Below are 23458 nucleotides of genomic sequence, written 5' to 3' on the forward strand. Positions count from 1 at the left end.
CCAGAGCCCTCGTCAATTTGCACTAAAATTGTGCAAAACCGCACTATTTTGGTGAATTTTAAATCAACGCACCAATTCAGGGCCATATTTCAGCTGGAACGCATTCAGCCCCAGTCGCAAGTCTGCGTAGGCCGCGTCGGCACGGCCGGGCTCTCCCTTGACCCCCAATTCGATGTGGCGGCCCCACTGCGGGTGATCCACACTGGGCAAGCTGAACACCTTGACGCCGGGGTGCGCGGCTTCGATGGCTTCCATCAGCGGGGTCAGCGTGGCCTCCATGGCGCCCAAAATGACCACCGATTTTTCAACGTAGGCGTTCTGACAAAAGTGGGCGCTGTATTGGGTGTCCAGCACCGACTCGATCATGGGCCAGGCCATGACCGGGAAACCGGGCACAAAATGCACCGCACCGCCACCCGCGCCCTGGCAACTGAAGCCGGGAATCTTGTTGTAAGGATTGCGGATGATGGTCGCGCCCTCAGGGAACACGCCCATGTTGAGCCGGTGGATGTTGTCAGGGCGATCTGGCTCGTAGGCCGTGCCCTGCTCTTTGGCTGTGTCTTGCATGCGCTCTTGAATCAGCAGCTTGGCTTGCGGGTGCAAGGCCAAAGGCACCCCGAGGGCCCGTGCGGCGCATTGCCGGGTGTGGTCGTCAGGCGTGGCGCCAATGCCGCCGCAACTGAACACCACATCGGCCGAAGCCAAGGCCCGCTGCAGTGTGGCGGTGATGCGCTCGGGCGAATCGCCCACATAGTCGGCCCAACTCAGCGTCAGCCCTCGGGCCGACATGAGCTCAATGACTTTGGGCATGTGCTTGTCCTGGCGTTTGCCGGACATGATTTCGTCGCCAATGATGATCAGGCCAAAGGTGGGGGTCGTGCTGGTCATGGGGAGTTGGAGTTGGCTCAAAGGGTTCTAAGAATTCAAAGGCTGGGTCGGGGTACGACATCGGTCACACCGTCCGGCGTGTCGCCCGCGTCTTCGCCCAATCGGGCGGCAACATGGGGCGAAGGGGGCACGGCGGGCAAAACCTCATCGACTGCGGCGTGCTGAGGTTCATCACGCAGCGCGGACAAAGTAGCCAAGGCAAAGTGGGCAAACCACAGCGAGGAAAAGGCAAACACCAAGGTGTAGATCCAGATGGCCACAGGCACCAAAATCACAAACGCTGCGGCAAACAAAGCACCCGAGGCCCACACCAAACTGGGTGCTGCACCCATGAGGCCCGTGACCACACCCATGCCCAGCAGGCTCATGCGGTGGCGTGCCATCAGGGTGTGGCGCTCGTCGGCACTGGCAAATTCGGCCAACACCTCAAAGGCCATGACGCGGTAGGTCAGCCAACCCCAAATCAGTGCGGGCAAAAGCATGGCCAGCGGCGGCACCAGCCACATGGGCAAGGTCAACAACAAAGCACCCAAGGCCAGCAGCAAAGACAAAAAAGTCCACCACAAACTGAACAGCCAACTGCCGCCCTGTTTGCGCTGCAGGCCCGCAAAGCGCCGATCGGCCACCAAACGCGTGAGCGATGGCGTCATCAAAAAAGACACCGCCAGCAAGCACGCGACAACAACAAGGGGCGTGACTGAAAAAATCACCAACAACGGGGCCACCACGGTTTTCAGGTCGGGCAAGCCAATGCCCTCCAGCCAACGCCACACCACCGCCAACCAACTGGACGCATCCAGCCAGGCCCGCACCCAAGTCACGGCGATGTCCCAGTACCAATAACCCAGCAACCAGGACAGGGCCACGATCAACACCAGCGGCAAAACCGACAAGCCGATCACCCGGGGGTAGAGGCAATACATCGCAGCACGCCAAAAAGAATCGATCAACAGTTTCATGGCTCAAAGCTTAACAGTTGAACCGGGCTTGGCAGCCAGCCCCGAAGCTCAGGCCCGACCCAGCAGCCGCAGCAAGCCTTGCCGCTGCTGAGCCCAAAAGCCGCTCCCGTAGTCGCGCCCCTGCTCCACCTGGTCGCGCACGCCGGTGGGGTCATACCGCAGCTGAAAATCTGCGGTGCCAAAAAGCATGTCCCACCATGGCAACAACACCCCGAAGTTGCTGCCGCCCAAAACGGTTCGACCTTGAAAGTGCGACTCGTGGCCGATGCCAATGCTGTGGTGCCTGCGGTGAAAGCGCGGGCTAACCCACAGGCGCTCGCCTATGCGGCCAAACCACACGCGCAAATTGGCATGCTGAAAGTTTTCGCTCAACTGGCTGATGGCCACCAGCGCCACAAATTGCCCCGGCCCCACACCGATCAGCACGGCCACCGTGGACAAGATCAGGCTGGTCACGATGTCGTCCAGCAAGTGGTTGCGGTTGTCGGTCCACATGGTCATTTGGCGTTGCGCGTGGTGCAGCGAATGCAAAGCCCACCAAGTGTTGGACTGGTGCTGCGCCCGGTGAATCCAGTAATGCACAAAATCGAACACCACCAAATAAAGCAAAAAACCAGGCAGCGCTTGGTCGGTCACGCCGGGCCACAGGCCATCAAGGTGCAAGGTGGGCCAGCCCATGCCGCGCAGCACGCCCCAGCCTTGCTCAAACGCGTAATCGAGCGTGAAAAACATGCCCAGCTTGAACAGGCCCAGGCGGTGAATCAGGGTGTAGAGCACATCGACCCGTGCTGCCTTGGCGTGGGTCTGTGCCTCTACAGGCCACAAGCGTTGCAGTGGGCCGATGACCACGAGCATGACGGCAATCTGCAGCAGGCCCACCACCACCCAACCCGTGCCTTCGTAGGCTTTTTCCAGCAGGTGGCCCTGCCCTGCGGCAAAGGCGATGGGTTGCACCACCACTTCGTAAAGCGTCTCTTGCAACCAGGCAAAACTGTCAAGCAAAAAGTCCATGCGCTTATTGTCGCGAATCGGGCAAACCCGGCAGTGCCAAGGGGTGCTGGCGAACCCAGTCGCGGTAAGCGGGGTGTTCGCGCAAAGTGGCAAAGCACAGGCCACGGGCCTTCAGGCCCACGATCAGCGGCTCCAGCACAGTCGGCGCCCACGGGTCTTGGCGTGACCAAATGCCCAGATGCGCCATCAGAATGTCACCTTGCCGGATGTTTTTCAAGGCTTTTTGCAGCAACTGCGCGTTGGGGTAGCTGTCGCTGGGCAGTTCGTCACCCAAAAAACCGGCATCGGCCCAACCCACATGATCGAAGCCGCATTGCCGCGCCGCCTCAATCAGGCGAGGCGAGGTTTTTCCGCCAGGGGCCCTGAACAGGGGCAACGGAGCTTGTCCGGTCATGTTTTGCAAACGCCGGGCTGCCTGCCGCAAGTTGTCACAGTACTGTTGCGGCGTCCATGTGAGGCTTTGGCCTGCTTGTGCCCCCGCGCTGGGACGCATGCGAAATTTCTGAATACCGCCTTCTTGCACATCGCCACGCCAGTAGGCGTGGTCCCAGGTGTGCGAGGCAAATGCATGCCCCTCCGATGCTCGGGCTTTCCACCAAGAGGCCCAGTGCTGGCCCAGCGTGCCATCGCCCTCTCGGGTCTTTTCATGCGCCGCAAAAAAAGTGACTTTCACTTGTTGGCGCTGCAACACCTCGGCAATCAAGGGCGCAACGCCCATGTGGCCGGTGTCAAACGTGAGGTAGACCGGGTGCGTGCAGCTCGGCGATGAAGCCAACGATGGCGAAGGCGTTTGTGCAAGCGCAGACAACGGCCATGCGATGGCCAGCAACAGGCCTGTCAGGATGTCAGTTGCGACCCGCATGGTCCAGCGTCCACACCCCATGAGGCGATTTGCCCACACGCACCTGTCGCACCACCTGGCGGCTGGCGATGTCGATCACGGTGAGCTTTTTGGCCCAACGCGAAGCCAACAACAATGTTTTGCCATCTTTGCTCACGTCCATGCAGTCCGGGCCCGAGGGGCCGGGCAGCTCGGCCACCACGACCATGCTGACGTAGTCGATCTGGCTGACCGTATTGGCCACGCGGTTGCTGACCAACACATGGCGCTTGTCGCCCAACGCCCTGAAAGCGTGGGCCCCCTTGCCCGTAGGCAACATCTTGACCTTGCGCGGTGTTCCGCTGCTCACGTCGTAAACCTCGACGCCTTCACCGCCCGTCAGCCCCACCAGCAGCGTTTTGTCATCGGGCGTGCCAAAGACATCAGCGGGCATGGGTCCGGTGGGCACCCGGCTCTTCAGGGTTTGAGTGGCCAAATCAATCGTGACCAGCTCGTCGCTGTCCTGCATGGTGGCCCAGATGGTGGTGCTTTTGCTGTCGATCCAGAGGTGGCTGGGCGTTTTGCCGGTGGCTATGCGCTTGGCCAGCGTAGGGGTTTGGCCGTCCCAACGGTAAATATCAACGTGGTTCAGTCGGTTGGCCGCCGTGACAAACCATTTCATATCGGGCGAAAAACGCAGTTGATACGGGTCCAGAATGCCGGTCACCGTGCGCTGCACCTCGGCTGTGCGCGGATGAATAAAAGTGAGCGAATCGCTCAGGGCATTGGCGACAATGACCGATTTTTCATCGGGGGTCATGTACAGATGGTGCGGCTCTTTGCCTGTAGGTATCCGTTTTTTCTCGGTCCAGGTGACCGGATCGATTACGCTCACATTGCCTTCAAGCGAGTTGAGAACAAAAACCGGAGCCGGGGTCTGGGCCGAGGCCGCATGGGTCAAAACCACCAACAGACCAGAAGCCAAAAATCGGAAAAATAGAGACAACAAGTTCACAAACGCTTTCTTTAATCGCGCTTGAGTGTAATCGCCCACCTCCACAGGAATTCAGATGCAGGTCAACCTTTCATCAAAAATCAAAATTCATGGCATTGCGCTGGAGGTTCAGCGCATCGCCGAGTCAAACGGTCCAGGCGCTCCCGTGCTGGTTTTTTTGCATGAGGGCTTGGGCAGCGTGGCCATGTGGCGTGACTGGCCCACCCAGCTGTGCGCGCGCTTGGGCTGCCAAGGGTTGGTGTATTCAAGGCAGGGTTATGGCCAGTCAGATGCGGTGCCGGATGTGCGCGGACCTTCGGCTCAAGCGGCTGGCCAACGCCACGGCCGTTTGCTGCCCGACTACATGCACCGCGAAGCGCTGGAGATCTTGCCTGCCTTGCTGCAGGCATTGGACATTGAGCGCCCGGTGCTGCTGGGCCACTCGGACGGCGGCACCATTGCGCTGATCCATGCCAGCCGTTTCGACGTGGCAGGGTGCGTGGTCATGGCCCCGCATGTGGTGGTCGAAGACATTTCAGTCAAAGCCATCACGGCTGCCCGCGACGCCTACCAAAACGGCCCCCTGCGCCAGCGTCTAGAGCCCTACCACGCCGATGTGGACTGCGCATTTTGGCAATGGAACGATGTGTGGTTGAGCGACACGTTTCGCCCATTTGACATCCGACCAGAGCTGGGCGGCATTTGCGCACCTTTGCTGGCCATTCAGGGCGAGGCCGACCCCTACGGCACGATGGCCCAGATCGACGACATCGCCCGGGCCGTGCCCCAAACGCAGTTGCTCAAGCTGGCCCATTGCGGCCATTCCCCCCACCGCGACCAGCCCGAAGCGGTGGCGCAAGCGGTACAGGCCTTCATGAGCGCTCTGTAAGTCAGGGCTTGAGCAAAGCCAAGTCTTCGTCGTTCAACCAGCGCCACTGGCCTGGTGCCAAGTCGTTCAACACCAACCCGCCAATTTGCGAACGGTGCAGGCCCTCGACCCGGTTGCCCACCGCCGCCAGCATGCGCTTGACCTGGTGGTATTTGCCTTCGGTCAGGGTCAGCTTCAGGTGCAGTTCGCCCACCGCCTCGCAGGCAGCGGCTTTGACGGGTTTGGGGTCATCGTCCAGCACCACACCGGTCAACAGTTTGTCGACCATCTCGGGCGTGATCGGGTGTTTGGTGGTCACCTCGTACACCTTGGGCACATGGTGCTTTGGAGAGCTCATTTTGTGGATGAATTGGCCGTCATCGGTCAGCAAGAGCAAGCCCGTGGTGTCCTGATCGAGTCGACCCACGGCCTGCACGCCCTGCACCGCCGCTTTTTGGGGGCGCTGGCGCAAAGGGGCTGGCAACAAGGTGTAAATGCTCGGCCATGTCGACGGTTTTTGCGAACACTCGGTGCCTGCGGGCTTGTGCAACAGCACATAGGCTTTTTCCTTGAACGGCCAGTCTGTGCCCTGCACCTTGAAATGCAGGTCTTCGAGTTCGAAGAATTCGCCCGAATCGGTCACGGTTTCGCCGTTGACTTGCACATGGCCTTGCTGAACCAGTCCGGCACACACGCGGCGGGTGCCAAAGCCCTGGCAGTACAAGATGTCTTCAAGGCGCATGGGTTTGAGAGATTTGGCTTTCATGGGGCATGATTGTCGCCGCGAAACGGCCCCACTTTTTGCAGGAGACACCGCCCATGAGCGCAGCCCTTGAAACCCTCACCCGCATGACCAATGCCTTGGCCGCCTGCAGCCAAGGTGCATCGCCACAACAAGAGATGATCCAGCTGTGGCGCAGCGGCGCGGCCAGCCTGGCCTTGCCCGACAAATATGGCCACGTGCTAGGTGATTTACTCGACCGCTTGGAAGCCAGCGCCCTGTTCAGCGGCGAAAGCTGCTCGTTCAGCCAAAAAGACCTGTTCGATAACCTGCAATTGTGGGCCGACAAGGCACGGGCCAAGCTCTCAGCTCAGTAGATTGGCAGCCAATTGGCGGCCATGATGCGTCACAAGGTCGGCGGCTTCAGCCCGGACATGGCGCCCTAAAAAAGCCACCGCGCTTCGGGGCTGAAGCCACCAAGCGACAAGCCACCCCAAATGACAACGGGCCCCGAAGGGCCCGTTGTCATTGTGCAAAGCAGTGAATTACTTCAAAGCCTTGAAGCGCACGCGCTTGGGCTTGGCACCCTCTTCACCCAGACGGCGTTTCTTATCGGCTTCGTATTCCTGGTAGTTGCCGTCAAAGAACACCCACTGGCTATCGCCCTCGGCGGCCAGGATGTGGGTGGCAATGCGGTCCAGGAACCAGCGATCGTGGCTGATGACCATGATGGAGCCCGCAAATTCCAGCAGCGCATCTTCCAAGGCGCGCAGTGTTTCCACATCCAAATCGTTTGATGGCTCGTCCAGCAGCAACACGTTGCCGCCTTCGATCAGCGTTTTAGCGAGGTGCAAACGGCCGCGCTCGCCGCCTGACAGCATGCCGACCTTTTTTTGCTGGTCGCCGCCGTTGAAGTTAAAACGCCCGCAATAAGCCCGGCTGGCCATCTGGAACTTACCGACGTTGATGATGTCCAGACCGCCCGAGACATCTTCCCAAACGGTTTTGTTGTTGTCCAGGTCGTCGCGGTTCTGGTCTACAAAGGCCATGCGCACGGTCTGACCGATGGTGACTTCACCGCTGTCGGGCTGCTCTTTACCGGCGATCAGCTTGAACAAAGTCGATTTACCAGCCCCGTTGGGGCCGATGATGCCGACGATGGCGCCCGCAGGCACCTTGAAGCTCAGGTTGTCGATCAACAAGCGATCGCCAAAAGACTTGCTGACACCATTGAACTCAAACACTTCATTGCCCAGACGCTCGGCCACGGGGATGAAGATCTCCTGGGTCTCGTTGCGTTTTTGGTAATCGTGGTCAGACAGCTCTTCGAAGCGGGCCAGACGCGCCTTGCTCTTGGCCTGACGGCCTTTGGGGTTGGAGCGGGCCCATTCCAGTTCTTTCTTCATGGCTTTGGAGCGGGCATCTTCGGTGCGCTGCTCGGTGGCCAATCGGGCGTCTTTTTGCTCCAGCCAGCTGGAGTAGTTGCCTTTGTACGGAATGCCGGAGCCCCGGTCGAGTTCCAAAATCCACTCGGCGGCGTTGTCCAAGAAATAACGGTCGTGGGTAATGGCCACCACAGTGCCCGAAAAACGCTGCAAGAACAGCTCGAGCCAGTCCACCGATTCGGCATCCAAGTGGTTGGTTGGTTCGTCGAGCAGCAGCATGTCGGGGCGCGACAGCAACAAGCGGCACAGGGCCACGCGGCGTTTTTCACCCCCCGACAATTTGCCGATGATGGCGTCCCAAGCGGGCAAGCGCAGCGCGTCAGCGGCGATTTCCAATTGGTGCTCGGAGGCGTCGCCTGCGGTCGAAATGATGGCTTCGAGCTGGGCCTGCTCGGCAGCCAAGGCGTCAAAGTCGGCGTCTTCTTCGGCGTAAGCCGCATAAACCTCTTCCAGGCGGGCTTGTGCGGCTTTGACTTCGCCCATGCCGCTTTCAACGGCTTCGCGCACAGTCTGCTCGGGGTCCATCACGGGTTCTTGGGGCAAATACCCGATTTTCAGACCCGCCATCGGGATGGCTTCGCCTTCGATTTCCTTGTCGATACCGGCCATGATCTTGAGCAAAGTGGACTTGCCCGAGCCGTTCGTGCCCAGCACGCCAATCTTGGCACCGGGGAAGAAAGACAGCGAAATGTCTTTGAGAATGTGACGCTTGGGCGGCACGATCTTGCCAACCCGGTTCATCGAAAATACGTATTGAGCCATGTGTAAACCTGAATAAAAAAGGGCAGAGACCCATCACCCCAAGGGCGTCAGCTCTGCACCGCAGCCCTGCATATGGGCTCTGTTGCGGTGTATGCAACCCGGCATTATCCCAGCTTGCCAGGCTGCACAAAGAAAAATCAGAGCGAGCGCTCGGACAACTTGCCTGAACGGCTGGAAAACTGCACCAGGCTGTTCAACGCTTCGAGCTGAACCCGGGCGCTGCGCGTGCCATAGACCTCGGCCCGCAGCCAGTCGCATTCGGCGTCCAGCGACTCGTCTGAGGCCAGACTGCACCACCACACACGGCCCTCGCCATCCCAGCGGTAACCACGCGACTTGAGCTTGTCTTTGGCCTCAAACGGCGCACCCGTGGCACGCAGTTTGTAGCGCGTCTGTCCGGCACCCGCTAAAAGGCGCGACAAACCGGTTTGACCATCGGCCAGCGGCGAAGCCAGCACCTGCAACAAGGCATGGCAATCGACCTGCGCCCGGTGCGCGTCGTAAAACCAACCGCGCTCGGACGCCAAAAACTCCAGCTTGGCCGAGCCACTGCCCTCTTTCTTCCAGTCGATGCCTTGAAAAGAACAGCCCCAGGCCTTGCCCGCAAAGACGGGCCAGCGGCCTTCAACAAATGGCCTGTCAAACCCGGCGTTGTGCGCCACGATCAAGTCGGCCTGCGCCACCATCGCCGTCACAGCGGCATCGTCGATGCGCTGCCCCTGCACCATGCTGTCGTCGATCCCGGTGATCTCGGTGATCTGGGGCGGAATCGGCTTGCCGGGGTCTTCAAACGACTCGTAAATCGACACAGGGCCCACAGGCAAACCCGTGTTGGCGTCGATCAACACCGACAACATGGCCAGCTCAATGACTTTTTCGGTCTTGCTGTCGAGCCCGGTGGTTTCGGTGTCCAAAACGACCACGCGCTGGGTGGCCTGGCCGGTCAATGCACCGTAATCTGTGTGAGGCACCAGGCGGCGCAAAACCCGAAAGTCCGGGTGCTGCGCCAGGGTTTGGGCCATGGCTTCGGGGTCGGCGTCGCCCGAACGCTCGGGTGGGGGAACAGCAGGGGCCGCAGCGACCATTGGCTGGGTCCGTTCAGTCAACTTTTCAGATGCCCGTTCAGGCACCTTCAACTCAGGAATCTCTGCGGGCACTTCAGCAGGCATTTCTGCGGGCATGTCCACCGTCGTGACCACGGGCTCAGACGCGCTGGTGGGCACAGCAGCTTTGCCTGGCTTGGCCGATTTGACGGGTCTCGCGGCAACGGGTGCAGCATCAAAGTCGAAAAAACTCAGTTGGTCGGTTTTGTTCATAGGTCGAGATTAAACCGCAAGGCTGACCGCCTGGAGGGGCCAAAACCACCAACATTCAGCAAGATCAGCACCACAAGGTGGCGCTTCTCTTGCACACGCGCCGCAATCAGTCGAGCTTGATCCCCAGATCGACTGCCAGCTTGATCCAGACGGGCACTTCGCCTTCCCAGTCTTTGCGGGTGTCTGCCAGGTTTTTGGGCTTGTTGGGGATGGCAAAGGTTTCGCGCAATTTGGCCGCTTTGTCGGTGTTGGACCAGGCCACGGCTTCATCGGCCAAGAGTTTGAGCACAGCCTCGGGCGTGCCCGCTGGGGCCACCAGCGGCAGTCCGCCTTCCAGCGTGACGAGCTTGGCCATGTCGCCTTGTTCCATGAGGGTGGGCACATTGGGCAGCTTGGGCGAGCGGTAGCTGCCGGTCACGCCAATGGCACGCACGCCTCGGCTGGCCACGGCATTGAAGGCCAGGTAGCTGCCCACCGCAATTTGCGATTGACCCGAGGCCACGTCAAGCCACATGGGCGCTTCGCCCCGGTAGTGCACCGACTGTATTTGGGTGCCGTGGATGCGGTTGGTCTGGTCGGCCACCATGTGTGGGTAAGAACCCGGTGCATACGTGCCCATGGAGGTGGGGTTCTTTTTGGCCCAGGCCACAAATTCGGCCATGTTGTTGGCCGGGATTTTGTCGTTGATGCCCACCACCAAGGGGCCCGAAGGGAACACGGTGACGGGCGTCAGGTCTTTGTCGAGGTTGTAGGGCAGCTTGGAGTACAAGATGCGGTTTTGCCAGAACGTGCCCGAGGTGCTCATGACCAAGGTGTAGCCGTCGGCGGGTGATTTGGCGGCCGCATCGATGCCGATGATGGCTCCCGCGCCGGGTTTGTTGTCGATCACCACCGGCACCCCCAGCTTGGCTGACAGGTGCTCGCCATAGCTGCGGGCCAAAGCGTCGGTCAAGCCACCGGGCGGAAAAGCCACAATGATCCGAATGGGCTTGGAAGGCCACTTAGCTTGCGCCCAAGCGGGGCTCAGCAACGCACTGCTGCCCAAGGCGGTGGTCGCCACCGCTGTGGCGGCTTTCAGGAAATGTCGGCGTGGCTTGTTTTGTTGCATGGGCATAGGGATTGACCGGTGAGAAAACAGAAGAATAAAAATAGCAGTCTATGGCCACCGCCTGCACATTTGAATTGGGGTTTGAACCCATGACCCGAAGACGACACGCTCACCAACAAATGATCACATCGCGGCTTTGCCGGGCTTTGTGCGACAATGCACGCCGTTGTGGCCTCCAGTTGCTACAACATCAGCACTTCTGCTGGGGCCTGACCCGGGCAACGCTCAAAACAAGCGCCTGCGGTTTCCATGCCCACCTTAAGACTTATCGGCCAACTCTGGTAACTGCCAAACGCAGTTGAATGAGCCGATACCTGCGCCGGACGTGGCGCTCTGTGAAAAATGAACTTTGAAGAATTGAATCTGGCTCCGGCCATCATGCAAGCCGTGCGCGAGCTCGGCTATGAAACCCCCACGCCTATTCAGGCGCAAGCGATTCCTGCCGTTCTGGCCGGACAAGACTTGTTGGCAGGTGCGCAAACCGGCACCGGCAAAACCGCCGCGTTCACCTTGCCCCTGCTGCACAAGCTGAGCTTGAGTGAGCCGGGCAAAAACCGCTTTGGCGGCAAAGCCATCCGCGCTTTGGTGCTCACGCCCACCCGCGAATTGGCCGCTCAGGTCGAAGAGTCGGTGCGAGACTATGGCAAATACCTGCAACTCGACTCCACCGTGATTTTTGGCGGCGTGGGCATGAACCCGCAAATCAGCAAGATCAAAAAAGGCGTGGACATTCTGGTGGCTACACCGGGACGTTTGCTTGACCTGCAAGGCCAGGGCTTCCTGGACTTGTCCAGCATCGAAATTCTGGTGCTCGACGAAGCCGACCGCATGCTGGACATGGGCTTCATCCACGACGTGAAAAAAGTGCTGGCTTTGGTGCCCAAAGACAAGCAGAGCTTGTTGTTCTCGGCCACCTTCAGCGACGAGATCCGCGAACTGGCGGGCAACTTGCTCAAGAACCCGCAAAGCATCCAGGTCACCCCCAGCAACACCACGGTGCAGCGCATCACGCAGGTGATTCACCCTGTGGGCCGCAACAAGAAAAAAGACGTGCTGCTGCACATCATCCAGAAGCACGACTGGAGCCAGGTGCTGGTGTTCACGCGCACCAAGTTTGGTGCCAACAATGTGGCCGACTTCTTGACCAAAAATGGCGTCAAGTCCATGGCTTTGCACGGCAACAAAAGCCAGACCGCCCGCACACAGGCGCTGGCTGGCTTCAAGAGTGGCGAGATCCGCGCACTGGTGGCCACCGACATCGCTGCTCGCGGCATCGACATCGAAGACTTGCCGCACGTCGTGAACTTTGAAATTCCGAACGTGTCCGAAGACTACGTGCACCGCATTGGCCGCACAGGCCGTGCGGGCGCCAGCGGCGAGGCCGTGAGCCTGGTCTGTCTGGACGAAGAAGGCTTCATGATGGACATCGAGCGCTTCACCAAGCAAGAGATTCCAGTGCAACTGCTCGAAGGTTTTGGCCCCGACACAGGTGAAGTGGCCGAGCCCATCGCCATGGGTCGTCAGACCTTGTGGGGCGGCGCAGGCAAGCCACCAGGCCGTGATGTGATGGCCGCAGCCGCCAAGGCCGCTCGCCAGGACATGATGCAGCGCATCCGAGACAACAAAGTCGCTGTCGGCGGTGGCGGTGGTGGACAAGGCCCACGCCAAGCGCGTGGCGAAGGTCAGGGCCCTGCCCGTCCATCACGCAACGGTCCAGCACCTTCACGCCGCAATGGCCCTCAAGGCGCACCCCGCTTTGAAGGCCAGGGCGATGGCCGCCGTGAAGGCGGTCGCGATGGTGGCCGTGAAGGTGGGCGCGGTCAAGAACAACGTGGCGATCCCCGTTTTGACAACCGTGGCGATGGCCAAGGTCGTCCCGCTCCCCGTGGTCCACGTCCTGAGGGCCGTGGCCCGGCCCGTGGTGCACAAGGTGGCCAAGGCGGTGGTCAAGACCGTCGCCGCAACGACAGCGACGAGCTGCCTCGCCACATTGACCCGTTGAAAACCACGCAGTTTGCGCGTTTGGACTTGCCTAACCGCAACCCCGTTCGCACCAGCGGCCAGCCTGACCCGACACGCACCAGCATTGACAGCCTGGCCAGCGGCAACCGCCGCCGTGGCGGTGGTGGTGGTTATGGCGGCGGCAACGGTGGCGGCAATGGCGGTAATGGCGGCGGTGGCAACCGCGGCTTTGGCGGCGGTGGCCGTGGCTTCGGTCGCTGATCAGCGCCTTGCCCCATGAACAGAGCCCGCAACATGCGGGCTCTTTTTATGGGTCATGCCGGGTCAAGCCCGGGATGACAAAATCGCGCGCTCCAGCCTAGGGTCAGTCAATCGCGCACGAACAAAGTCACCAGCGGATCGGGGCCGACTTGACGGCTCCAGTGCCCATGCACCGTGGGGTCAAACGTGGCACCTTCAGGCAAGGTGTCGGCTGAATAGAAAAACTCACCGGGGCCAAAAACACGCGAGCTGCCGTCTTGCAAAAAAATCTCCATCTGCCCGCACAGCACGAACAGCCACTGCGGATTTCCCGAGCAATGAAACGAGCTGCGAAAACCCACCGGGCTTTGTCGCAACTGGCACGCAGCCGCCGGCATCAAGGCCGACAACTGGCTTTGTGGCGTGCCTTCGGTCAGGGCCACAAATTCATCGCGAAAGCGTGCGCGGCCATCGGTATCGGTAAAGAGAATGACTTTTTTCAGCTGCGTCATGACTGTGTGTCTCGTGAGAAATAGGGAAGCACGATTGTCGCCGAGCCGTCACCGGGCCTGAGGACGTGCGCAGTGCATCTGGCATAGTCACACACAGTTGATGTCCATGCACCCCTAATACCGACACGAGACAACAGGACCACCTCTCCCATGAAAATCGTTTTCCACGGCCAAAACGCCGCCAATTTTCGTCAAGGCTTTGAACACCTGATTGCCGCTGAGCACCAGATCCTCGACTTGAGCGATGCGCTCGACCTGCCCGGAGAACAGGCGCACTACGAAAGCGCCGATGTGGTGGTGGGCATCAAGCTGCAAAGCGGCATGCCCGTGCCGCTCAAGGCCCGTTTGTTCCATGCCCCGGCCGCAGGGACGGATGCGGTCAACACCGCATTGCTGCCCGTGCAGTGCACCCTGGCCAATTGCTTTGGCCACGAAAACGCCATTGCCGAATACGTGATCGCCGCCCTGCTGATGCGCCATGTGCCGCTGGCACGGGCAGACCAAGACTTGCGCCAGCAACGCTGGACCTACTGGGCAGGCCGTCCTACCGCTTTGCGCACCGAGCTGGGTTCGCAAACGATTGGCCTGCTCGGTTTCGGTCACATTGCCCAAACCGTGGCACAACGCGCCAAAGCCATGGGCATGCGGGTGCATGTAGCCAACCGCAGTCCCATTCAACACCCCAGCGTTGACCAAAGCTGGACGCTCGACGCGCTGCACAACTTCATGGGATCGGTCGACGCTGTGGTGGTGAGCTTGCCGCTGACCGACAACACGAAAGGCTTGGTGGATGCGCAGGCCATCGCTGCCATGCGACCCGATGCTGTGTTGATGAACGTAGGCCGCGGCGCGGTGATTGACGAAAAAGCACTTTACGACGCACTCGCCTCGCGTCAAATCGGCGGGGCCGTCATCGACACCTGGTACCAATACCCCACGCCCACACAGACCGAATGCGCACCGTCGCAATACGACTTTGCGGCGCTGGACAATGTGCTGATGACACCACACATGTCAGGCTGGACCTCGGGCACGGTGCGCCGACGTCAAGAAACTTTGGCTGACAACATTGCCCGACTGAGTCGGGGCGAGGCACTGATCAACGTGCTGCACGGTCCGCGCTGAACAAGCCGTCGCGAGAGGGGAGTTCGCTCCCACAGCCTCAGGTGCTGGCACCTGCAGGCCTCACCAAGCCCCAAAATGGCTCAGCTGCTTTGGCGTTGAATGATTTCGAAGCCCAGGTCAAGTTGCGGCAATTCAGGTGCCTCACCCCGCATGAGCGTGAGCAACATTTGGGCTGCCGCCTCGCCAATTCGGGCGCGTGGCGTGCGCACCGTGGTCAGGGCAGGCAACATCTGGTCGCTGCCCGTCAGGTCGTTGAAGCCCGCAATCGCCACTTGTGAGGGCACCGAAATACCCAGGCGCAACGCCGCCATCAAAGCACCCTGGGCCAAGTCGTCGTTGCAAAAAAAGATCGCATCGACCGCCGGGCGCTGCTGCATGATTTGCTCAAACATCACGCCGCCCAAAGCGAGGGACGAGGGGGCGGGGTTGAGGAACTCCAGGGTGGGCTCATAAACCCCCGCTTCTTGCAATGCACTGCGCCAGCCATACAGCCGCTGCATGACGCGCGGGTCCAGCTGTGCTGCCGCAAACGCAATCCGCTGGCGACCGCTCGCCAACAAATGCCGCGTCAGTGCAGCGCCCGCTTCGGTTTGACGAAACCCAACGCAATAAGGGGCAGCGTCGTTGGTGCTGTTGCTGTTGCTGTTGCTGTTGCTGGTGGGCAGATCCATCAAGTGCACACAAGGCACCTGGCTGCCGTCCATGAGTTTGCGCGTGACCGGGTTGTGGTCCAGCCCGGTGACCAAAAGACCCGCCGGGCGGTGCAGCAATTGCTCGCGCAGCAATTGTTCTTCTTCGCTGGCGTCGTAGTGGGTCACACCCATCAGGGTCTGGAAACCGGCTGCCCGCAAGGTTTTTTGTGCCGCATCCAGCAGGTCAACAAACAGGGCATTCGACAGCAAGGGAATCAAAATGGCCACATGGTTGCTGCGCTGCGAAGCCAAGGCACGCGCCGCGGGGTCGGGTACATAGCCGAGCCTGCTGGAGACCGCCTGGACGCGCTCAATCAAGGCGGGATCGACCGCACGCTCACCCCGCAAAGCCCGCGACACCGTGCTGGGGCTGACGCCAGCGGCTTGGGCCACATCACTCAGGGTGACGCGGCCTGTGGCTCGGTGGCTTTTGACGGTCTTTGGAGGTGAAGAAACAGCGTTGGGCAAGGGTTAATCCGGAGGAAAATTCATTTCAGCTGCCGATAGGATAGCGCTATCCCAAAGTTTTCAGCGGAAATTTTGCAGATTCGTGGAAAACCCTGATTTGCCTTGAAAAATTTCAAATTTCGCTGGTCATTTTTTTTGAATGTCTTGGACAGCGCTGTCCAAGCAAGCTGTTTTCACTGGAGTGATTGACGTGTCCAAACCCGATGTACTGGCTGTCGCCAAACTCCACCCCTTCTATCAAAAAGCACTGGAGTCGGTCTACACGGTGCACGACCGCACCCACATCACCGATCCTGCCGCATTTGCTGCATTGGCTCCGCGCATTGTGGGCGTTGCCGGCACCGGCGAGGCCAGCGTGCCGCGCAGCCTTTTGGCACAGGTGACGAACGCCAAAGTGGTCTCGGTGTTTGGCGTGGGCTATGACGGCGTGGATGTGGCTGCAGCCATTGAGCACGGTATTCCCGTCACGCACACACCCGATGTGCTGACCGACGACGTGGCTGATCTGGCCATGGGCTTGGTGCTGTCGGTGGGCCGCACCATCCCGCAAGCCGACAAATTTGTGCGTGCCGGCCAATGGCCCAGCGGCCCGATGGCTTTGGGCCGCAAGGTGTCGGGTGCCCGTTTGGGCATCGTGGGCTTGGGCCGCATTGGCAAGGCCATCGCACGACGCGCAAGCGGCTTTGGCATGTCAATTGCCTATACCGCACGCACCGAAAAAGCCGATTCCGGCTTCAAATTCTTCCCATCGGCTGCCGAGCTGGCCGCGAATGTGGATTTTTTAGTCGTCATCACGCCCGGTGGCGCAGGCACCAAACACCTGATCAATGCCGAGGTGCTCAAGGCACTGGGCGCTCGCGGCTTTTTGATCAACGTAGCACGAGGCAGTGTGGTCGATGAACAAGCGTTGATCGAAGCCCTGCAAAACGGCACCATCGCAGGCGCAGGCCTTGACGTGTTTGCCAACGAACCCAACGTGCCCGAAGTGCTCTGGACCCTGAACAACGTGGTGCTGACGCCGCACATGGCCAGTGCCACCACCGAAACCCGCCAAGCCATGGCCGATCTGGCATTTGCCAACATGCAGGCGGGCACATCAGGGCAAGCCTTGCGCACGCCCGTGCCCGAGTGCGCGGCGCTGGTGAAGTGACAGGCTGCGAGCCCCTATGAATCAACTGCCTTTGCGCCTCATCGTCATGGGTGTGTCCGGTTGCGGCAAATCGACCATGGCTGCCGCTCTGGGCGAACGTCTGGGCCTGGACATGGTGGACGGTGACGACCTGCACCTGAGCGCGAGCGTGGCAAAAATGCGTTCAGGCATCGCCTTGCAGGACGACGACCGTTGGCCCTGGCTGGACCGCATTGGCGAGTACCTGTCACAGCCCCATGCGCAAGGCCGCGTGGTGGCCTGCTCGGCGCTCAAGCGTGTTTACCGCGACCGCATCCGCGAGCAAGCCGGCGATGTCTGTTTTGTCTTCCTCGACGGCAGCTTTGAGCTGATTCAAAAACGCATGCAGCAGCGCGTCGGCCACTACATGCAGCCAGGCTTGCTGGACAGCCAGTTTCGCACCCTCGAAAAACCCGAAGCCGATGAGACCGACGTGATCCGTCTGCCCATCACCGAACCGGTGCAGGACATGGTCATGCAAGCGCTTGCCGCTTTGCAGACACACCGGCACCCTGCCCTCTGATTTTTTAGAAAGCTCCCTCATGTTCATCCGCTGTGCATTCTTCCAAGGCAACGTCAAACCCGGCATGGAAGACGCGTTCAACCGCTACATCCGCGAGAAACTGGTGCCCCTGTGGACCCGCTTTCCCGGCGCACAGGAAGTGCGTGTACTGCGCCAAGTCGAGAGCGATGTGGCAGATCCTCACTTTGGCATGGTGCTGTCGGTGCGCTACCCCAGCCGCGAATCGATCGAGATCGCATTGGCCTCGGCTGTGCGCATGGAAAGCCGCGAAGTGTCCAAAGACCTGATCGCCATGTTCGATGGCACCGTGTTTCACACCGTCTTCAGCGCGGACGAATACGCGCTGCCCACCGATTGAGTTTTTTCGACAGACCTTTTTTTAACCAGGAGACAAAAACCATGAAACTTTCCCGCATCCTTCTCGCCTGCCTCGTGGCTGCCGTCGGCTCCAGCGCTTACGCCGCCAAGTTCAACCTGAAAATGGGCCACGCGGTCAACACGACCGACGGCCAACATGCCGCCGCCATGAAGCTGGCCGAGTTGGTAAAGCAACGCACCAACGGCGATGTTGAAATCACCATCTTCCCTGCCAACCAGCTGGGCAATGACGCGGCCATGATCAACGGCGTGCGCGGTGGAACGATCGACATCGTCTCCAGCGGTGCATCCAACTACAACGGCATCGTGCCCAACACGGCAGCGATGGAGTTGCCCTTTGTGTTCCGCAACGCGCAACATGCCTACAACGTGCTCGACGGTGCTGTGGGTACTGGCGTTCTGAACGAACTGGCCCCCCACGGCATGAAGGGTCTGGCTTATTGGGAAAACGGCTGGCGCGCTTTCACCAACAACAAGCGTCCAGTCAACAAGCCCGAAGACCTCAAGGGCCTGAAGATCCGCTCGACACCCAACCCGTACCACATCCAGGCTTTCAAACTGCTGGGCATGAACCCATCGCCCATGCCGATCGCCGAGCTGTACACCGCCTTGGAAACCGGCACCTTTGATGCCCAAGAGCACCCGATCAACGTGACTTGGTCGTCCAAGTTCTACGAAGTGCAAAAGCACCTGACCGTGAGCAACCACGTTTACTCGCCGCTGGTCGTGGCCATGAACAAGGCCAAGTTCGACACACTGCCTGCGAACTATCAAAAAGTCGTGGTCGATGCCGCCCGTGAAGCCGCCACTTACCAACGCAACCTGAACGCACAAAACGCGGGCAAGGTGATTGCCGAGCTGAAGAAGTCTGGCATGCAAGTGATCGAGAACGTGGACATGGCGCCGTTCCAGAAGATCGTGTCGGCTGAAATCGCCAAAACCTTTGGCGAGAAAAGCGGCACCGCTTTGCTGAAAGCCATTGAAGACACCAAGTGATGGTTTGAGTGTGATCACGCCCCCTCTTCGGAGGGGGCTTTTTTTGATGAATGTATGAAAAAAATCAACGACCTGTTCTTTCGGCTGGCGGAGTTCACGCTGGTCATCATGTTGTCAGCCATGGTCATCATGGTGTTTGGCAACGTGGTTTTGCGTTACGGCTTCAACGACGGCATCATCAGCTCGGAAGAGTTGTCGCGATTTTTATTCATTTGGATCACCTTCCTGGGGGCCATCGTCACGATGCGTGAAAACGGTCACCTGGGACTGGACTCGATCGTGCGCAAGCTCAGCTTGAGCGGCAAAAAAATAGCCTTTGCCGTGTCCAACGTGCTCATGCTCGGTTGCTGCGGCCTGATGTTTTACGGCACCCTCAAGCAACACGGCATCAACGCCAGCACGACCTCCGCAGTCACCCAAATACCCATGAGCTGGGTGTACGGTGTGGGCTACATCACCAGCGTGGCCATGGGTTTGATGATCATCGGCAAGCTGGTTCAGCTGGCCAAAGGCAACTTCAACGAGGCCGATCTGATTCAGGTGCAAGACTCTGAAGAAGTCGTGACTGCCCATACCCAAGAGGCTGCCAAATGACCGTTCTTGTTTTCATTGTTTCCCTGCTCGCGGCCATGGCGCTGGGCATGCCCTTGGCCTTTTCATTGCTGGTCTCAGGTGTGGCGCTCATGCTCCACCTGGACAACTTCGACACGCAAATCGTGTCGCAAAACCTGATCAATGGTGCCGACAACTTCCCGCTCATGGCCGTGCCCTTTTTCATGCTGGCCGGTGAGCTGATGAACGCAGGCGGCATGAGCCGCCGCATCGTCAACTCGGCCATGGTCTGGGTTGGCCACTTCAGAGGTGGTCTGGGTTATGTGGCGGTGTTTGCCGCCATCGTCATGGCCAGCTTGTCAGGCTCGGCCGTGGCCGATACAGCCGCATTAGCGGCCGTGTTGATGCCCATGATGCGCGACGCAGGCTACCGCATGGACCGCTCGGCCGGCCTGATTGCCGCGGGCGGCATCATCGCACCCGTGATTCCCCCGTCGATTGGTTTCATCCTGTTCGGTGTGATCGGCGGCGTGTCGATCTCCAAGCTGTTCATGGCGGGCATCTTTCCGGGCATCCTGATGGGCTTGGCCCTGATCGTGACCTGGTGGGTCGTGGCCCGAAAAGACAAAGTGGTGGTGGCCGAAAAGGTGCCGTTCAAAAAACGCATCTCTGTGACCATCAACGCGTTTTGGTCTTTCTTGCTGGCTATTACCATCATCGGCGGCATGAAGATGGGCATCTTCACGCCCACCGAAGCGGCTGTGGTGGCTGTGGTTTATTCGTTGGTAGTGGGCCTGTTCATTTACCGCGAAATCAAGTTCAAAGACCTCTACGGCATCATCCTGGCTGCGGCCAAAACATCTTCCGTCGTGATGTTTCTGGTGGCTGCTGCGCTGGTATCGGCCTGGCTGATCACCGTGGCCAACATTCCCGCACAGATTGTCGAAATCCTGCGCCCCTTCATCGACAACCAGACCTTGTTGATGGTCATGTTGATGCTGTTGGTGATGATTGTGGGCACAGCGCTCGACTTTGCGCCCACCGTGCTGATCCTCACGCCAGTGCTGATGCCTTTGGTGCGCGAAGCGGGCATTGACCCGGTTTACTTTGGCGTTCTGTTCATCGTCAACAACGCCATCGGTTTGCTCACGCCGCCCGTGGGCACCGTGCTCAATGTGGTGTGCGGTGTGGGCCGCATCCCGATGCACGACGTCATTCGTGGCGTCATGCCATTCTTGTTCTCCCAAGTGGTCGTCATGGGGGCCTTGATTGCCTTCCCGAGCCTGGTGATGATGCCCCTCAAATGGTTGCTGATGAAATGAACGTCCTTGACACTTTTCAACTTCAGGGCCGTCGCGCCCTGATCACTGGTTCTTCGGCTGGTATTGGCTTGGCCTTGGCCGAGGCGCTGGCACAAGCCGGAGCCCACGTCATTCTGAATGGCCGCACGGCCAGCAAGGTCGATGCCGCAGCCCAGACCCTGAATGCGCAAGGCTTGTCCGTCAGCACCTCGGTATTTGATGTGACCGATGCCGACAGTGTGCGTGCCGCCGTGGATCAAATTGAAGCGCAAGGCCCGATCGACATCCTGATCAACAACGCGGGCATGCAAATTCGCGGACCTTTGCACGAGTACCAAGATGCCGACTGGCACACCATCATGAAGACCAACCTGGACAGCGTGTACTACGTGGGTCAGGCGGTGGCCAAAAAGATGATCCCACGGGGTCGCGGCAAGATCATCAACATTTGCTCGGTGCAAAGCGAGCTGGGCCGCCCCGGCATTGCGCCTTACACCGCCACCAAAGGCGCAGTGAAGATGCTGACCAAAGGCATGGCGATTGACTGGGGCCAGTTCGGTATCAACGTCAACGGCATCGGCCCGGGCTACTTCAAAACCGAGTTGAATCAAAAGCTGGTGGACGACCCCACCTTCAGCGGCTGGCTGCTGGGCCGCACACCCAGCCGCCGTTGGGGCGATGTGCAAGACCTGGGCGGTGCGGCGGTCTTTTTGGCCTCTGACGCCTCACGCTTTGTGAACGGCCATGTCCTTTATGTCGATGGTGGCGTGACCGCCACACTCTAAAATCCATTCATCTATTTCAAAGAAACTGCCATGAAATCCGTTGTCTGTCACTCGGCCAAAGACCTTCGCGTTGAACACACCGAATTGCCCGCTTTGGGCGAGCACCAGTTGCGCGTGAATGTGGCCTTTGGCGGCATTTGCGGATCCGACCTGCATTACTACCAGCATGGCGGCTTTGGCACTGTGCGCATCAAACAGCCCATCGCTCTGGGCCACGAAATTTCGGGCGTTGTGGATGGTTTCGGCACAGCGGTCACCGGCGTCAAGATAGGCCAGCGCATCGCCATCTCGCCCTCGCGCCCTTGCGGCCACTGCCGCTTTTGCCAAGCAGGCCAGCACAACCACTGCCTGAACATGCGTTTTTACGGCAGCGCCATGCCCTTCCCTCACATCCAGGGGGCTTTCAGCGAACAGTTGATCATCGAGGGCTACCAAGCCCACCCGATCGCCGACCACCTGAGCCTGTCTCAAGCCGCTTTGGCAGAACCCTTGTCGGTCGGCTTGCATGCCATTCAGCGTGCGGGCAGCGTGCTGGGCAAGCAGGTGTTGGTGACCGGGTGCGGCCCCATCGGCTCACTGTTGATCGGCGCATTGCGCCGCGCCGGTGCGGCCCGCATTGTGGCCGCCGATATTGCCGATTTGCCTTTGAAATGCGCCAAAGAAATGGGCGCAGACGAGACCATCAACCTCAAGACCCAGGCCGACGCACTCGACCGCTACAAGGTGGACAAGGGCCAGTTCGACGCCGTGTTCGAGGCCTCGGGCAGCGAAGCGGCCTTGCGCGTAGGCCTGGACACCATCGCACCGCGTGGGGTCTTGATCACCGTGGGCATGGGCGGCGACATCAGCCTGCCCATGACGCAGATCGTGGCCAAGGAAGTCGACATGCGTGGCACCTTCCGATTCCATGCCGAATTTGCCACCGCCGTGCGCTTTTTGAACGAAGGCCTGGTCAACGGCAAGCCGGTGATCACGGGCATCTTGCCTGTGGACCGCGCCATCGAAGCCTTCGATCTGGCAGCCGACAAGAGCCAGTCGCTCAAAGTGCAAATTGCCTTTGCCGACGCCCTGGCTTGATTTTTTAAATTTCAAACGAGGAATTTCTCATGAAAAAAGTGGCTCTTGTCACAGGCGCCAGTTCTGGCATTGGTCAGGCCTGCGCACTCGGTTTACTCCAAGAAGGCTGGCATGTGGTGCTGGTCGGTCGCCGCACCGAAGCCTTGCAAGAAACCATCGCCAAAGCCGGTGCCAACGCCGCCAATGGCGTGGCCATGCCGGCAGACGTCTCTGACGAAGCCCAGGTCAAGGCCCTGTTCGACAAGGTCCGCGCCCAGTTCGGTCGCCTCGACTTGCTGTTCAACAACGCCGGTATCTCGCTGCCCACCACCTTGCCCGGTGATGTGTCGGGTGACGACTGGCGTCGCATGGTCGATGTCAACTTGAACGGCGCTTTTTATTGCCTGTCACACGCCTTCAAGCTGATGCAAGAGCAAAGCCCGCAAGGGGGCCGCATCATCAACAACGGTTCCATCTCGGCCCATGTGCCGCGCTATGGCTCGATTGCCTATACCGCCACCAAGCACGCCATTTCGGGTCTGACCCGTGCCGCATCGCTGGATGGCCGGGCTTTCAGCATCGCCGTGGGCCAAATCGACATTGGCAACGTGGCCTCCGACATGACCGAAAAAATGGCCAAAGGTGTGCCCCAAGCCGATGGCACCATCAAGGCCGAACCGCGCATGGACATGTCGGCCGTGGTCGAGACTTTCCTCTCCATGTCTCGCTTGCCACTGTCTGCCAACATCTTGTTCACCACCGTGATGGCCACCAACATGCCGTTTGTGGGTCGGGGATAAATCAGCCT

Annotated in this window: 24 protein-coding genes; 13 read left to right on the forward strand and 11 right to left on the reverse strand. The window is 59.8% G+C overall.

Features of this window, described 5'->3' with window-relative positions; genetic code table 11:
• Positions 1-63: 63 nt before the first annotated feature.
• Genes ACZ5RG_RS08000 through ACZ5RG_RS08020 form a run of 5 tightly spaced genes read right to left on the reverse strand, consistent with a single transcriptional unit; the run spans position 64 to position 4684 of the window.
• Positions 64-888: a competence/damage-inducible protein A gene (locus ACZ5RG_RS08000; protein ID WP_315236454.1), complete on the reverse strand. Its 825-nt coding sequence runs from the start codon at positions 886-888 to the stop codon at positions 64-66.
• A gap of 35 nt (positions 889-923) precedes the next feature.
• Positions 924-1847, reverse strand: a complete 924-nt coding sequence (locus ACZ5RG_RS08005; protein ID WP_464446757.1) for an EI24 domain-containing protein — start codon at positions 1845-1847, stop codon at positions 924-926.
• Between the two features lie 48 nt (positions 1848-1895).
• Positions 1896-2858, reverse strand: a complete 963-nt coding sequence (locus ACZ5RG_RS08010; RefSeq protein WP_464446758.1) for a sterol desaturase family protein — start codon at positions 2856-2858, stop codon at positions 1896-1898.
• Positions 2859-2862: 4 nt separating this feature from the next.
• Entirely contained in the window at positions 2863-3720 is an 858-nt protein-coding gene (locus tag ACZ5RG_RS08015) for a polysaccharide deacetylase family protein (protein ID WP_464446759.1), read from the reverse strand.
• Positions 3704-4684: a YncE family protein gene (locus ACZ5RG_RS08020; RefSeq protein ID WP_464448189.1), complete on the reverse strand. Its 981-nt coding sequence runs from the start codon at positions 4682-4684 to the stop codon at positions 3704-3706. Before ACZ5RG_RS08020 ends, ACZ5RG_RS08015 begins: the two co-directional genes overlap by 17 nt.
• Positions 4685-4748: 64 nt before the next feature.
• On the opposite strand from ACZ5RG_RS08020, the gene ACZ5RG_RS08025 reads away from it, so the two are divergent.
• Positions 4749-5561, forward strand: coding sequence for an alpha/beta fold hydrolase (locus ACZ5RG_RS08025; RefSeq protein ID WP_464446760.1), 813 nt, complete (start codon positions 4749-4751; stop codon positions 5559-5561).
• 1 nt (position 5562) lies between these two features.
• On the opposite strand, the gene ACZ5RG_RS08030 is transcribed toward ACZ5RG_RS08025, so the two are convergent.
• Positions 5563-6282 (reverse strand): pseudouridine synthase, encoded by a 720-nt coding sequence (locus ACZ5RG_RS08030; protein WP_298602029.1) that lies wholly within the window; start codon positions 6280-6282, stop codon positions 5563-5565.
• Between the two features lie 77 nt (positions 6283-6359).
• On the opposite strand from ACZ5RG_RS08030, the gene ACZ5RG_RS08035 reads away from it, so the two are divergent.
• Complete coding sequence (locus ACZ5RG_RS08035) at positions 6360-6638, forward strand: hypothetical protein (protein WP_315236460.1); 279 nt, start codon at positions 6360-6362, stop codon at positions 6636-6638.
• A gap of 168 nt (positions 6639-6806) precedes the next feature.
• Here ACZ5RG_RS08035 and ettA read toward each other — a convergent pair whose 3' ends face one another.
• The 3 genes from ettA to ACZ5RG_RS08050 form a co-directional block, all read right to left on the reverse strand.
• Positions 6807-8468 (reverse strand): energy-dependent translational throttle protein EttA, encoded by a 1662-nt coding sequence (ettA, locus tag ACZ5RG_RS08040; protein ID WP_298602001.1) that lies wholly within the window; start codon positions 8466-8468, stop codon positions 6807-6809.
• 137 nt (positions 8469-8605) lie between these two features.
• Positions 8606-9784, reverse strand: a complete 1179-nt coding sequence (locus ACZ5RG_RS08045; protein WP_464446761.1) for a 3'-5' exonuclease — start codon at positions 9782-9784, stop codon at positions 8606-8608.
• A 106-nt stretch (positions 9785-9890) separates the two neighbouring features.
• On the reverse strand, positions 9891-10898 hold the full coding sequence (locus ACZ5RG_RS08050; protein ID WP_464446762.1) for a Bug family tripartite tricarboxylate transporter substrate binding protein: 1008 nt from the start codon (positions 10896-10898) through the stop codon (positions 9891-9893).
• A gap of 336 nt (positions 10899-11234) precedes the next feature.
• Here ACZ5RG_RS08050 and ACZ5RG_RS08055 point away from each other — a divergent pair, with 336 nt between their 5' ends.
• Positions 11235-13115, forward strand: coding sequence for a DEAD/DEAH box helicase (locus ACZ5RG_RS08055; protein ID WP_298601992.1), 1881 nt, complete (start codon positions 11235-11237; stop codon positions 13113-13115).
• A 107-nt stretch (positions 13116-13222) separates the two neighbouring features.
• Here the strand turns inward: ACZ5RG_RS08055 and ACZ5RG_RS08060 are convergent, their stop codons facing one another.
• A complete protein-coding gene (locus ACZ5RG_RS08060; protein ID WP_464446763.1) occupies positions 13223-13606 on the reverse strand; it encodes a cupin domain-containing protein in 384 nt (127 codons plus the stop codon).
• Positions 13607-13756: 150 nt separating this feature from the next.
• Here ACZ5RG_RS08060 and ACZ5RG_RS08065 point away from each other — a divergent pair, with 150 nt between their 5' ends.
• Positions 13757-14731, forward strand: coding sequence for a 2-hydroxyacid dehydrogenase (locus ACZ5RG_RS08065; protein WP_464446764.1), 975 nt, complete (start codon positions 13757-13759; stop codon positions 14729-14731).
• A gap of 80 nt (positions 14732-14811) precedes the next feature.
• Here the strand turns inward: ACZ5RG_RS08065 and gntR are convergent, their stop codons facing one another.
• Positions 14812-15891 carry an HTH-type transcriptional regulator GntR gene (gntR, locus tag ACZ5RG_RS08070; RefSeq protein ID WP_464446765.1) on the reverse strand — a complete coding sequence of 360 codons (1080 nt, stop codon included), beginning with the start codon at positions 15889-15891 and terminating at the stop codon, positions 14812-14814.
• Between the two features lie 139 nt (positions 15892-16030).
• Between gntR and ACZ5RG_RS08075 the strand changes: the two genes are divergently transcribed.
• From ACZ5RG_RS08075 to ACZ5RG_RS08115, 9 genes are read left to right on the forward strand one after another with little or no spacing between them, the layout of a single operon-like run.
• Positions 16031-17041: a 2-hydroxyacid dehydrogenase gene (locus ACZ5RG_RS08075; protein WP_409418225.1), complete on the forward strand. Its 1011-nt coding sequence runs from the start codon at positions 16031-16033 to the stop codon at positions 17039-17041.
• Positions 17042-17057: 16 nt separating this feature from the next.
• On the forward strand, positions 17058-17582 hold the full coding sequence (locus tag ACZ5RG_RS08080; protein WP_464446766.1) for a gluconokinase: 525 nt from the start codon (positions 17058-17060) through the stop codon (positions 17580-17582).
• 19 nt (positions 17583-17601) lie between these two features.
• The gene (locus tag ACZ5RG_RS08085) at positions 17602-17940 is read left to right on the forward strand and encodes a hypothetical protein (protein ID WP_108286462.1); all 339 of its coding nucleotides are present in this window, start codon (positions 17602-17604) and stop codon (positions 17938-17940) included.
• Between the two features lie 41 nt (positions 17941-17981).
• Positions 17982-18956 (forward strand): TRAP transporter substrate-binding protein, encoded by a 975-nt coding sequence (locus tag ACZ5RG_RS08090; protein WP_298601971.1) that lies wholly within the window; start codon positions 17982-17984, stop codon positions 18954-18956.
• Between the two features lie 54 nt (positions 18957-19010).
• Positions 19011-19550, forward strand: a complete 540-nt coding sequence (locus tag ACZ5RG_RS08095; protein ID WP_464446767.1) for a TRAP transporter small permease — start codon at positions 19011-19013, stop codon at positions 19548-19550.
• Entirely contained in the window at positions 19547-20830 is a 1284-nt protein-coding gene (locus ACZ5RG_RS08100) for a TRAP transporter large permease subunit (protein ID WP_464446768.1), read from the forward strand. Before ACZ5RG_RS08095 ends, ACZ5RG_RS08100 begins: the two co-directional genes overlap by 4 nt.
• The gene (locus ACZ5RG_RS08105; protein WP_464446769.1) at positions 20812-21594 is read left to right on the forward strand and encodes an SDR family oxidoreductase; all 783 of its coding nucleotides are present in this window, start codon (positions 20812-20814) and stop codon (positions 21592-21594) included. The genes ACZ5RG_RS08100 and ACZ5RG_RS08105 overlap by 19 nt, the downstream gene beginning before the upstream one ends.
• 30 nt (positions 21595-21624) lie before the next feature.
• Complete coding sequence (locus ACZ5RG_RS08110) at positions 21625-22671, forward strand: L-idonate 5-dehydrogenase (protein WP_464446770.1); 1047 nt, start codon at positions 21625-21627, stop codon at positions 22669-22671.
• A gap of 29 nt (positions 22672-22700) precedes the next feature.
• On the forward strand, positions 22701-23450 hold the full coding sequence (locus ACZ5RG_RS08115) for an SDR family oxidoreductase (RefSeq protein WP_298601954.1): 750 nt from the start codon (positions 22701-22703) through the stop codon (positions 23448-23450).
• The last annotated feature ends 8 nt before the right edge of the window (positions 23451-23458 follow it).

The sequence above is a fragment of the Limnohabitans sp. TEGF005 genome, assembly GCF_055394835.1.